Genomic DNA, 11,462 nt, shown 5'->3' on the forward strand with positions numbered 1-11,462 from the left:
CCGAAGCCCACGAGCGTGACGCTGTCGCCCTTCTTCAGGGCCTTGGTCACTTCCGACACAAAGGCGTCGATGGCACGACCGGCTTCGGCCTTGGAGATATCGGCGGCAGCGGCGATCGCGTCGTTCAGTTCGGCTTTATTCATTTCTTGATGACTCCATGTGCGGCAGAAGACCGCGGATTGAGGATCGGGTGTCGGCGTGGCCTGCCTCGCCTGGGCGAGACCCCGATGGATATGTTTTGCACTACCAAGCACGCCCGTTCGCGGTGCTCGCAAGCGCTGCATTTATACCAGCGGGCCCATACCCGCGCAAGCCGAAAAGCCAACAACGGCGCGGGTTTGAGCCGTTTGCGCGGGTGCGGTTCAGCGCGCGTCAGTGCTTGACGCGCGGGTTCGAGGATGCTTTCTGCTTGCGCCGCGACGGCGCCTGTTCGGCGTCGGCGGCGGGCTTGGGCGCGAGCGGACGCTCCAGTGCCAGATCCAGCACTTCGTCGATCCACTTCACCGGCACGATCTTCAGATCGCGGGTGACGTTCTCCGGGATGTCGGCCAGATCCTTGCGGTTCTCCTCGGGGATCAGCACGGTGCGGATGCCGCCGCGCAGTGCGGCCAGCAGCTTCTCCTTGAGCCCGCCGATCGCCGAGACGCGGCCACGCAGGGTGATCTCGCCGGTCATCGCCACCTCCGACTTGACCGGCACCTTGGTCAGCATCGACACCAGCGAGGTCACCATCGCGATGCCGGCGCTGGGGCCGTCCTTGGGCGTGGCGCCGTCCGGCACGTGCAGGTGCACGTCGTGCTTCTGCAGGAAGTCCGCCTCGATGCCGAGCCGCTCGGCGCGCGAACGCACCACCGACAATGCGGCCGACGCCGATTCCTTCATCACGTCGCCGAGCTGGCCGGTCAGGATCACCGCGCCCTTGCCCGGGACCAGGGTCGATTCGATCTGCAGCAGATCGCCGCCGACCTCGGTCCAGGCCAGGCCGGTCACCAGGCCGATCTCGTTCTGCTCCTCGGCACGGCCGAAGTCGTAGCGGCGCACGCCCAGGTACTTGTCCAGGTTCTTCGAGCCGACGCTGACGCGCGCCTTGTCCTTGCGCGCGGCGCCCTTCTTCGCTGCGCCCTTCTTCGCCGGGGCGGCCGGCTGCGGACCGGCCAGGGCGATCTCCTTGACCACCTTGCGGCAGATCTTGGCCACTTCGCGCTCGAGGTTGCGCACGCCGGATTCGCGCGTGTAGTAGCGCACGATGTCGCGGATCGCGTCGGCACCGATCTCCAGCTCGTCCTGCTTCAGGCCATTGGCCTTGAGCTGCTTGGGCACCAGGTAGCGCGCGGCGATGTTGAGCTTCTCGTCCTCGGTGTAGCCGGGGATGCGGATCACTTCCATGCGGTCCAGCAGCGGGCCGGGGATGTTCAGCGAATTGGAGGTCGCCACGAACATCACTTCGGACAGGTCCAGGTCCACTTCCAGGTAGTGGTCGTTGAAGGCGTTGTTCTGCTCGGGATCGAGCACTTCCAGCAGCGCCGAGGACGGATCGCCACGGAAGTCCATCGACATCTTGTCGATCTCGTCGAGCACGAACAGCGGGTTCTTGCTGCCGACCTTGTTGAGGTTCTGCACGATGCGACCGGGCATCGAACCGACGTAGGTCCGGCGATGGCCGCGGATCTCCGCCTCGTCGCGCACGCCGCCCAGCGACATGCGCACGAACTTGCGGTTGGTGGCCTTGGCGATGGACTGGCCCAGCGAGGTCTTGCCCACGCCCGGCGGCCCGACCAGGCACAGGATCGGCCCCTTCATCTGCTTCACCCGCGACTGCACCGCCAGGTACTCGAGGATGCGGTCCTTGACCTTCTCCAGGCCGTAGTGATCGGCGTCGAGGGTTTCCTGCGCGACCTTCAGGTCCTTGCGCACCTTGCTGCGCTTCTTCCACGGCACGCCCAGCAGCCAGTCGAGGTAGTTGCGCACCACCGCGGCTTCGGCCGACATCGGCGACATCTGCTTGAGCTTGTTGAGTTCGGCCTTGGCCTTGGTCTCGACCGGCTTGGGCATGCCGGCCTCGGCGATCTTGCGCGCCAGCTCCTCCAGCTCGCCCGGCGCGTCGTCGAGGTCGCCCAGTTCCTTCTGGATCGCCTTCATCTGCTCGTTGAGGTAGTACTCGCGCTGGCTCTTCTCCATCTGCGACTTGACCCGGCCGCGGATGCGCTTCTCCAGCTGCTGCACGTCGATCTCGCCGTCGACCAGGCCGACCAGCATCTCCAGGCGCTCGCCCACTTCCAGGGTTTCCAGCAGGCGCTGCTTGTCGGCCAGGCGCACGCCGATGTGCGCGGCGATGGTGTCGGCCAGGCGGCCGGGCTCGTCGATGCCGGACAGGGTCTGCAGCAGCTCCGGCGGCAGCTTGCGGTTGGTCTTGACGTACTGCTCGAACAGCGACATCAGCGAGCGCGCGATCGCCTCGACTTCGCGCTCCTCGCGCGATTCGGCGGCATCGATCTCGCGGCCTTCGCCCTGCAGCGCGCCGTCGCGCTCGGCGACCTTGTCGACGCTGACCCGCGACAGGCCCTCGACCAGCACCTTGATGGTGCCGTCGGGCAGCTTCAGCAGTTGCAGCACCTGCGCCAGCGTGCCGACGTTGTACAAGTCGGCCGCCGCCGGGTCGTCGGTTTCGGCGGACTTCTGCGCGACCAGCAGGATGCGCTTGTCGGCCTCCATCGCGTGCTCGAGCGCGCGCATGGATTTGTCGCGACCGACGAACAGCGGGATAACCATGTGCGGAAAGACCACGACGTCGCGCAACGGCAGGACCGGCAGGTCGAGGACTTCGGATTGGGACTGGGCCATGAGGATTCCGATTTGGGAGGCGGGAACGCGATGCGGGCGGCCATAAAAACGCCGATGGCCCCGTTATGGGGCCATCGGCTGGACGATGCAAGGGGAGCGCATAACCCCTTTATGTTTCAGCGACTTACCGGCAGGCACGGGGCGCGCGACGGGGTCGCCGCGCACCGCCCGCCCGGGTCACTCCGCGGAGGCGACCTTCGGCGCCGCCGGCGGGGTCTGGTAGATCAGGTACGGCTCGGACTTGTGCTCGATCACCGACTCGTCCACCACCACCTTGCTGACGTTTTCCTGCGACGGCAGCTCGTACATCGTGTCCAGCAGCACCGACTCGACGATGGTGCGCAGGCCGCGCGCGCCGGTCTTGCGCTTGAGCGCCTTCTTGGCGATGGCCAGCAGCGCGTCCTGGCGGAACTCCAGCTCCACGCCTTCCATCTCGAACAGCTTCTTGAACTGCTTGGTGATGGCGTTCTTGGGCTCGGTCAGGATCTTGATCAGCGCCGGCTCGTCCAGCTCCTCCAGCGTGGCGACCACCGGCAGGCGGCCGACGAACTCGGGGATCAGGCCGAACTTGATCAGGTCTTCCGGCTCGACGTCGGCCAGGATCTTGCCGACCTCGCGCTTGCGCTCGGAGCTCTTCACCTTGGCGCCGAAGCCGATACCGCCGGCGTCGTTGGAGCGCTGCTGGATCACCTTGTCCAGGCCGGCGAACGCGCCGCCGCAGATGAACAGGATGTTCTTGGTATCCACCTGCAGGAATTCCTGCTGCGGATGCTTGCGCCCGCCCTGCGGCGGCACCGAGGCGACCGTGCCTTCGATCAGCTTCAGCAGCGCCTGCTGCACGCCTTCGCCGGACACGTCGCGGGTGATCGACGGGTTCTCGCTCTTGCGCGAGATCTTGTCGATCTCGTCGATGTAGACGATGCCCTGCTGCGCCTTGTCGACGTCGTAGTCGCACTTCTGCAGCAGCTTCTGGATGATGTTTTCCACGTCCTCGCCGACGTAGCCGGCCTCGGTCAGCGTGGTCGCATCGGCGATGGTGAACGGCACGTTGAGCAGGCGCGCCAGCGTCTCGGCCAGCAGCGTCTTGCCCGAGCCGGTCGGACCGACCAGCAGGATGTTGGACTTGGCCAGTTCGACCTCGTCGTTCTTCTGCCGGCTCTCGATGCGCTTGTAGTGGTTGTACACGGCCACGGCGAGCGTGCGCTTGGCGCGCTGCTGGCCGATCACGTACTGGTCGAGCACTTCCAGGATCTCGCGCGGCTTGGGCAGGCTGCTGCGTGCCGACTGCGCCTTCTCCTCGAGCTCCTCGCGGATGATGTCGTTGCACAACTCGACGCATTCGTCGCAGATGAACACGCTGGGCCCGGCGATCAGCTTACGGACCTCGTGTTGACTCTTGCCGCAGAACGAGCAGTACAGGATCTTGTTGCTGTCGCCGGAACGGCCTTGCCGGTCTTCGCTCATTGCTTCGCTTACCCAGTTACCCCACCCGATGAACGGGGGTTCGATTTCGAGAATAGCACAGGGCCGGGAGGACGCTAGCCCGACCCCGGCCCTGCGGAATACGCTGCGTTTTGCAGTACATGCAAGCCTTATGCCGGCTGGATGGACTCATCCGGACGACGCTCCAGGACCTGGTCGACGAGGCCGTAGGCCTGCGCGTCGACGGCGCTCTTGAAGTTGTCGCGCTCGGTGTCGCGGGCGATGGTTTCCAGCGACTGGCCGGTGTGCTTGGCCAGGATTTCGTTCAGCCGCGCGCGCAGCGTCAGGATCTCGCGGGCGTGGATGTCGATGTCGGTGGCCTGGCCCTGGAAGCCGCCCAGCGGCTGGTGGATCATCACCCGCGAGTTCGGCAGCGCATAGCGCTTGCCGGCCGCGCCCGACGCCAGCAGCAGCGCGCCCATCGAGGCGGCCTGGCCGACGCAGATGGTGCTCACGTCCGGCTTGATGTACTGCATGGTGTCGTAGATCGCCATGCCGGCGGTGACCACGCCACCCGGCGAATTGATGTAGATGCTGATGTCCTTCTCCGGATTGTCCGCTTCCAGGAACAGCAGCTGAGCCACGATCACATTGGCCATGTGGTCGTCGATCGGGCCGACCAGGAAGATCAGGCGCTCCTTCAGCAGGCGCGAATAGATGTCGTAGGCGCGCTCGCCGCGGCTGGTCTGTTCGACCACCATCGGAACCAGATTCAAGGCCTTGGTCACATTGTCCACGCGGTGATCTCCTGCTGCTCGGGGTCCGTCCCTGCACGGGGGTGTGCAGGGCTTCGCATCGTGTTGCGCCCCGCCGCCGCGGGGAGGTGAAACGGGATCCGCGCCGCGCAGGTCGGCTGCGCAACGCGGCGACGCGCCGTCTTATTGACGGATCGCGTCCTGGAACGACATCGCCTGCTCGGTATGCTGGGCGCGCTCGGCGATCCAGTCGATCACCTGCTCTTCCATCACACGGCTCTGCAGTCCCCCCATCAATTGGGGATCGTTGCGGTACATCTCAATGACCTGCTCGGGCTCTTCGTAGGTCGAGGCGATCAGGCGCAGCGTCTCCGAGACCCGCTTCGGGTCCAGGCGCAGTTCGTTGCGGCGGGCGACCTCGCCGACCAGCAGGCCGACCAGCACGCGCTTGCGCGCGGCGTCCATGAAGCCCTGGTGGGCGTCGTCCGGCACCTGGCCCGGGTCGCGGCCGGAACGGCGCATCTGCTCGACCTGCTGCGCCAGCATGGCGCGCGCTTCGTTCTCGACCAGGCGCGGCGGCATTTCGACCGAGGCGTAGGCGGCGATCAGCTGCTCGCCGACTTCGCGACGCAGGCGGTTCATCAGCGCGCCCTTGAGCTCGCGCTCGAGGTTGATGCGGATGTCCTTGCGGAACTGCTCGGCATCGCCGCTCTTGACGCCGAAGCTCTTGATGAACTCCTTGTCCACGTCCGGCAGCACCGGCGCGGCGACGTCGACCGCCTTCACATGGACCTGGACCTGCTTGCCGGCGAACTGCGGCACGCGCCAGTCGGCCGGGAAGTCGACGGTCAGGGTCTTCTCTTCGTCCTTGGACAGGCCGACCAGGCCCTGCTCGATCGCCGGGAACATGACGCCCGAGCCGATCACGCTGCTGCCCTTCTCCACGCCCTCGGCCGGCAGGCGCTCGTCGCCGACCTGCGACCAGGTCTCCAGGGTCACCAGGTCGCCGTCCTGCGCCGGACGCGCGGCCGGCTGCCAGGTACGACGCTGCAGGCGCAGGTTCTCGATCATCTGCTCGATGTCGGCGTCGGTGACCTCGGCGGTGTGGCGGATCACCTGCAGCTTGGACACGTCGATGTCGCCGAAGTCAGGCACCACTTCGAAGGTGGCCACGAACTGCAGCTCGTTGTCGCCGGCGCGGTCGATGCGCGGGTTGCCGGCCAGGCGCAGTTCGTGCTCGCGCACGGCCGAGTCGAAGGTCTCGCGCAGCAGGCCGTCCAGCGCCTCGGCGCGGATCTGCGGCCCGAACCGCTGCTCGATCACCTTGGCCGGAATCTTGCCCGGACGGAAGCCCTTGATCCGCGCGGTGCGCGCGACTTCGCGCAGGCGGCCGCCGACATGGGTTTCCAGGCGATCCTCCGGCAGGGTGAAGGTCAGACGCCGTTCCAGGGTACCGGTGGTTTCGATCGAAGCTTGCATGTGGACTCCTGCCACCGGGAGCCCACGGCTCTCGGCACGATGTAGAAAAGTACGGGTTGGCGCGGGCACGGGACAGCCGCCGCAGCCGGATAGTTTCGCCTATTCCCGCGGCGCCTGCCAGCGCAGGGCCGGGAGGCCGCCGTGGCGACGCAGAACCCGCCATCGCCACAAGGGGCCATCGGGGGCTGGATGGTGCGAAAGAGGGGACTCGAACCCCTACGCCTTGCGGCACTGGTACCTAAAACCAGGGCGTCTACCAATTCCGCCACTTTCGCGCTGCGGCGCCGGAAGGCGCCTGCCGGCACATTGTTGCAGGCCGGCCGGCAAAGAAAAAGGCACCTGCCGGAGCAGGTGCCTTTTGTTTTGGTGGGCCGTCAAGGATTCGAACCTTGGACCTATTGATTAAGAGTCAACTGCTCTACCAACTGAGCTAACGGCCCTGAAACTGAGTCGCACATTCTATGTGCTTTTTTGCTTCGTTGCAACACCCCGCGAAGCATCGGGTCACGCGATCAATGGGGTGGCTGAGGGGACTCGAACCCCCGACATCTGGAATCACAATCCAGTACTCTAACCAACTGAGCTACAGCCACCATTGAAACCTTGCATCTCCTGCCCGGCACCATGTGGCGCGCCCGACAGGAATCGAACCTGTAACCGCCGGCTTAGAAGGCCGGTGCTCTATCCAGTTGAGCTACGGGCGCCCTGGCTGGATTGTCGCATTCCTTTCCGCCGTTGGACATCGGATTGGTCGGGGTAGAGGGATTCGAACCCCCGACATCCTGCTCCCAAAGCAGGCGCGCTACCAGACTGCGCTATACCCCGGCGGAACATCCCTCGCGGCCAAGGCCGGAAAGGTCGGCTATTGTGGGAAGCTTGCGGCCCGCTGTCAACGTCGCATGCACGCAACATCGCCTGCGCTATGCTCACGGCTTGCCATCGGCATCGGCCGAGAGCCATTTTGAAGGAGAAAACAGCATGCTTCGCAGCGGCAACCCCGCCCTGAAGGAATCCACCTTCCTCGATCTGCACAGCGGCAACGTGGTCTCGCCCGGCAACGGCACGGTCGTCGCGCGCGACAGCGGTGCGATGACCCTGAACGGTACCGCCAACAAGACCGGCATCCTGTTGATGCTGACAGCACTCACCGCCGTATTCGCCTGGAGCCAGTCGGTTTCGATCGATGCCGCGGGCAACGCGATGATCGCTCCTGGCGTGGCCGGCTACGCGCTGGGCGGCCTGATCGGCGGCTTCATCCTGGCCCTGATCACGATCTTCAAGAAGGAATGGTCGCCCATCACCGCGCCGCTGTACGCGCTGGTGGAAGGCTTCTTCCTGGGATCGATCTCGGCGATGTACGAAGTGCGCTTCAACGGCATCGTGCTGCAGGCCGTGCTGCTGACCTTCGGCACCCTGTTCGCGATGCTGTTCGCCTACCGCAGCGGCATGATCAAGGCCACCGAGAACTTCAAGCTGGGCGTGGTCGCGGCGACCGGCGGCATCGCGCTGGTGTATCTGGCCACGATGGTGCTTGGCTTCTTCAACATCCAGATCCCCTACATCCACGCCTCCGGCACGGTCGGCATCCTGTTCAGCCTGTTCGTGGTGGTGGTGGCGGCGCTGAACCTGGTGCTGGACTTCGACTTCATCGAGAGCGGCGTCGAACAGGGCGCACCCAAGTACATGGAGTGGTACGGCGCGTTCGGCCTGATGGTGACCCTGGTGTGGCTGTACCTGGAGTTCCTGCGCCTGCTGTCGAAGCTGCAGTCGCGGAATTGAAGCCGGGAGTCGGGAATCGGGATTGGGGAATCGTAAAAGCGAACTCCCCTTGATCGATGAGCGGGCTTGGCTTCAGACAAGTTTCCGAGCAAAAGAAAGGGCGCCCTGGGGCGCCCTTTCTTTTTTCTGCGATCTTCCGGCCGCTCAGAGGCGGCTGGCGATGGCCTGGGCGAAGCCCATGGTGTTGCCGCTGCCACCCAGGTCCGGGGTCAGACCGTCCTTGGCTTCCAGCGTGGCGACGATGGCGTTGCGCAGGCGCTCGGCGTTCTGCGGCTGGCCGATATGGTCCAGCAGCTGCGCCGCGCCCAGCAGCAGCGCGCACGGGTTGGCCTTGCCCTGCCCGGCGATGTCCGGGGCCGAGCCGTGCACGGCTTCGAAGATCGCCGCGTCCACGCCGATGTTGGCGCCCGGTGCCAGGCCCAGGCCGCCGACCAGGCCGGCGCACAGGTCCGACAGGATGTCGCCGAACAGGTTGGTGGTGACGATGATGTCGAACTGCTCCGGGCGCATCACCAGCTGCATGCAGGCGTTGTCGACGATCATTTCCTGGAATTCGATCTCCGGGTAGTTCGCCGCCACGTCGCGCGCCACCTTCAGGAACAGGCCCGAGGTGGACTTGATGATGTTGGCCTTGTGCACCGCGGTGACCTTCTTGCGGCCGGTCGCGCGGGCCAGGTCGAAGGCGTAGCGGACGATGCGCTCGGAGCCCTTGCGGGTCACCTTGGCCATCGACAGCGCAGTCTCGCCGTCGGCGGACACTTCCTGGCCTTCGCTCAGGTAGGCGCCTTCGGTGTTCTCGCGCACGGTGATCAGGTCCACGCCGGCGCCGAAGCGCGACTTGGTGTTGGGGAACGACTTGGCCGGACGCACGTTGGCGTACAGGTCGAACTGGCGGCGCATGGCCACGTTGATCGAGCTGAAGCCCTCGCCCACCGGCGTGGTCAGCGGGCTCTTCAGCGCCACCTTGTTCTTGCGGATCGACTCCAGCGTGGCGGCCGGCAGCAGGTCGCCGTGCTTCTCCAGCGCCACCAGGCCCGCATCGGCGTATTCGTAGGTGAGGCCGGCGTTCAGCGCGTCGAGCACGAACAGCGTGGCGTCCATGATCTCCGGGCCGATGCCATCGCCACGGATGACCGTGATTGTCTGCGTCATAGGGTTGCGGTTTCCGTACAAGAGGGGGGAGCGCCGCCCGGGAACCGGGGCTGCAGGCGCAAGGAGGTTTCAGCGGTAATTATGCCCGAAGCCGGTGAAGGCGCCCAAAACCGGACGGCCGCCGGCGCGGGCGCCGGTGGCCATCGGGGCAGCCCGAAGCGGGCTCAGTCGTGCGCGTGCTGCGCCGGGGCGGCGGCGCCGGCCTCCAGCGTGTCGAGGAAGTCCACGGCGCGGCGCAGGTGCGGGATCACGATGGAACCGCCGACCACCAGACCCACCGAGAAGGTCTCGAAGAACTCCTCGCGGCTGACCCCGGCCTCCTTGCACTGGGCCACGTGGTAGCTGATGCAGTCGTCGCAGCGCAGCACCAGCGAGGCGACCAGGCCGAGCAGTTCCTTGGTCTTCACGTCCAGCGCGCCGGCCTGGTAGGTCTGGGTGTCGAGCGCGAAGAAGCGCCGCACCACCTGGTTCGGCTCGGCCAGGATGCGCTGGTTCATGCGCTGTCGGAACTCGGTGAACTCGCGGACGCGGTCCTGCCCGGAGGCGCCGCCCTCGCCCGTCGCGGCGCCGCTCATGCCTGCGCCTCGGGCGCGTGGCCGTCGAGCAAGGGCTCCAGCTTGCCGGCGCGGTGCAGCGCCATCATGTCGTCGTAGCCGCCGACGTGGACGTCGCCGACGAAGATCTGCGGCACGCTGGTGCGCCGCGCCAGCGCGACCATCTTCTCGCGCTCGGCCGGGTCCAGGTCGATCCGCACCTCGTTCCAGGTACGGCCCTTGCTCTTGAGGAAGTTCTTGGCCGCCACGCAGTACGGGCAGATCGCGGTGGAATAGAGGGTGATCGGCGGGCCGCCGGCGTGGCCGGTGTCGGCAGTTGGGTTGTCCACGGGAAACTCCGGGCGGTGTAGAAGGTCCAAGCCACTATGGTAGCGGCCGGGTGGATTTTCGAGGCCGCTGCCGCAACACTGCGAATCATCCCGGATTCACCGTCGTCCCGGCCGCCACCCGGCGTCCGCCTGCCCCCCCCCCTGGAGCCTGTCTTGCGCCTGCTGCCGCTCGCCTTCGCGATCACCCTGGCCACCGCCTGCGCCGTGGCGCCGGCCCAGGAGAACAAGCTGCCGGACATCGGCTCCTCGGCCGGCGAGCTGCTGACCCCGGCGCGCCAGGCCGAGTACGGCAAGATGATGCTGGCCGAGCTGCGCAGCTACGGCTACGTGCTCGAAGACCCGCTGATCGACGACTGGCTGCAGACCATGGGCACCCGGCTCGGCGCCAACAGCGACCAGCCGCAGCAGAAGTTCACCTTCTTCATGCTGCGCGACCGCCAGATCAACGCCTTCGCCACCCTCGGCGGCTACGTGGCGGTCAACGCCGGGCTGGTGCTGACCGCCGAGCGCGAGGACGAGGTGGCCGCGGTGCTGTCGCACGAGATCGCCCACGTCACCCAGCAGCACGTGCTGCGCGGGGTCGAGCGGGCGCAGCGCGACCAGATCCCGATCCTGCTCGGCATGCTCGCCGCGGTGGTCGCGGCGCAGCAGGCCGGCGGGCGCTCCAGCGGCGACGCCACCCAGGCGGCGATCGCCAGCGGCCTGGGGCTGATGCAGCAGCGGCAGATCGACTACACCCGCTCCAACGAATCGGAGGCCGACCGTCTGGGCATCCGCACCCTGGCGCGCAGCGGCTACGACGTCGACGCGATGGCCGGCTTCTTCGAGCGCATGTCGCTGGCGATGCGCGGCAACCAGGGCGGCTACAGCACCCCCGACTTCCTGATGACCCACCCGGTCACCACCACCCGCATCAGCGAGGCCCGCGAGCGCGCCGAGCAGATGAAGAAGAACACCCTGACCCTGACCACCAGCGTGCCCGGCGGCACCCTGAAGGAGCGCGTCGATCCGAACGACGTGTCGCTGAGCCAGCCGCTGGGCGCGCCCAGCAACCCGCTGCTGCCCGGCGGCCTGCAACTGCCGTTCGCCAACTACGCGCGCGGCCCCAGCGGCCAGTTCGAATGGGCCCGCGAGCGGCTGGGGGGGGTTAG

10 protein-coding genes and 5 tRNA genes are annotated in these 11,462 nt (G+C 66.6%); 2 read left to right on the top strand and 13 right to left on the bottom strand.

Going from position 1 to position 11,462, the window contains the following annotated elements; all coding sequences use genetic code 11:
• The 10 genes from D588_RS26905 to D588_RS0120885 form a co-directional block, all read right to left on the bottom strand.
• On the bottom strand, positions 1-143 hold a 143-nt coding region (locus tag D588_RS26905; RefSeq protein WP_017917382.1), incomplete at its 3' end, for an HU family DNA-binding protein.
• Positions 144-372: 229 nt separating this feature from the next.
• Entirely contained in the window at positions 373-2,841 is a 2,469-nt protein-coding gene (gene lon / locus D588_RS0120845) for an endopeptidase La (RefSeq protein ID WP_017917383.1), read from the bottom strand.
• A 177-nt stretch (positions 2,842-3,018) separates the two neighbouring features.
• The gene (gene clpX, locus D588_RS0120850) at positions 3,019-4,305 is read right to left on the bottom strand and encodes an ATP-dependent Clp protease ATP-binding subunit ClpX (protein WP_017907830.1); all 1,287 of its coding nucleotides are present in this window, start codon (positions 4,303-4,305) and stop codon (positions 3,019-3,021) included.
• 128 nt (positions 4,306-4,433) lie between these two features.
• The gene (clpP, locus tag D588_RS0120855; RefSeq protein ID WP_017907831.1) at positions 4,434-5,060 is read right to left on the bottom strand and encodes an ATP-dependent Clp endopeptidase proteolytic subunit ClpP; all 627 of its coding nucleotides are present in this window, start codon (positions 5,058-5,060) and stop codon (positions 4,434-4,436) included.
• A 141-nt stretch (positions 5,061-5,201) separates the two neighbouring features.
• Entirely contained in the window at positions 5,202-6,497 is a 1,296-nt protein-coding gene (tig, locus tag D588_RS0120860; RefSeq protein WP_017917384.1) for a trigger factor, read from the bottom strand.
• A gap of 190 nt (positions 6,498-6,687) precedes the next feature.
• A tRNA-Leu gene (locus D588_RS0120865) sits at positions 6,688-6,772 on the bottom strand.
• Positions 6,773-6,861: 89 nt separating this feature from the next.
• Positions 6,862-6,937, bottom strand: a tRNA-Lys gene (locus tag D588_RS0120870).
• Between the two features lie 76 nt (positions 6,938-7,013).
• Positions 7,014-7,090 (bottom strand) — tRNA-His (locus tag D588_RS0120875).
• A 34-nt stretch (positions 7,091-7,124) separates the two neighbouring features.
• A tRNA-Arg gene (locus D588_RS0120880) sits at positions 7,125-7,201 on the bottom strand.
• 44 nt (positions 7,202-7,245) lie between these two features.
• A tRNA-Pro gene (locus D588_RS0120885) sits at positions 7,246-7,322 on the bottom strand.
• Positions 7,323-7,475: 153 nt separating this feature from the next.
• Here D588_RS0120885 and D588_RS0120890 point away from each other — a divergent pair.
• Positions 7,476-8,276 (top strand): Bax inhibitor-1/YccA family protein, encoded by an 801-nt coding sequence (locus tag D588_RS0120890; RefSeq protein WP_017917385.1) that lies wholly within the window; start codon positions 7,476-7,478, stop codon positions 8,274-8,276.
• A gap of 144 nt (positions 8,277-8,420) precedes the next feature.
• On the opposite strand, the gene D588_RS0120895 is transcribed toward D588_RS0120890, so the two are convergent.
• The 3 genes from D588_RS0120895 to grxC form a co-directional block, all read right to left on the bottom strand.
• Positions 8,421-9,428: an isocitrate dehydrogenase gene (locus D588_RS0120895; RefSeq protein ID WP_017917386.1), complete on the bottom strand. Its 1,008-nt coding sequence runs from the start codon at positions 9,426-9,428 to the stop codon at positions 8,421-8,423.
• A gap of 164 nt (positions 9,429-9,592) precedes the next feature.
• Entirely contained in the window at positions 9,593-10,003 is a 411-nt protein-coding gene (locus tag D588_RS0120900) for a carboxymuconolactone decarboxylase family protein (RefSeq protein ID WP_017917387.1), read from the bottom strand.
• Complete coding sequence (grxC, locus tag D588_RS0120905) at positions 10,000-10,311, bottom strand: glutaredoxin 3 (RefSeq protein ID WP_017907836.1); 312 nt, start codon at positions 10,309-10,311, stop codon at positions 10,000-10,002. Before grxC ends, D588_RS0120900 begins: the two co-directional genes overlap by 4 nt.
• 153 nt (positions 10,312-10,464) lie before the next feature.
• Between grxC and D588_RS0120910 the strand changes: the two genes are divergently transcribed.
• The coding region (locus tag D588_RS0120910) for a M48 family metalloprotease (protein WP_017917388.1) at positions 10,465-11,462 on the top strand (998 nt) is incomplete at its 3' end.

The sequence above is a fragment of the Xanthomonas sp. SHU 308 genome, assembly GCF_000364645.1.
Taxonomy (GTDB): Bacteria; Pseudomonadota; Gammaproteobacteria; order Xanthomonadales; family Xanthomonadaceae; genus Xanthomonas_A; species Xanthomonas_A sontii.

What these genes read in the sequence shown, in the direction of transcription:
- lon (WP_017917383.1), bottom strand. Translation starts at nt 2,841, where the DNA reads ATGGCCCAGTCCCAATCCGAAGTCCTCGACCTGCCGGTCCTGCCGTTG.
- clpX (WP_017907830.1), bottom strand. Translation starts at nt 4,305, where the DNA reads ATGAGCGAAGACCGGCAAGGCCGTTCCGGCGACAGCAACAAGATCCTG.
- tig (WP_017917384.1), bottom strand. Translation starts at nt 6,497, where the DNA reads ATGCAAGCTTCGATCGAAACCACCGGTACCCTGGAACGGCGTCTGACC.
- D588_RS0120890 (WP_017917385.1), top strand. Translation starts at nt 7,476, where the DNA reads ATGCTTCGCAGCGGCAACCCCGCCCTGAAGGAATCCACCTTCCTCGAT.
- D588_RS0120895 (WP_017917386.1), bottom strand. Translation starts at nt 9,428, where the DNA reads ATGACGCAGACAATCACGGTCATCCGTGGCGATGGCATCGGCCCGGAG.
- D588_RS0120900 (WP_017917387.1), bottom strand. Translation starts at nt 10,003, where the DNA reads ATGAGCGGCGCCGCGACGGGCGAGGGCGGCGCCTCCGGGCAGGACCGC.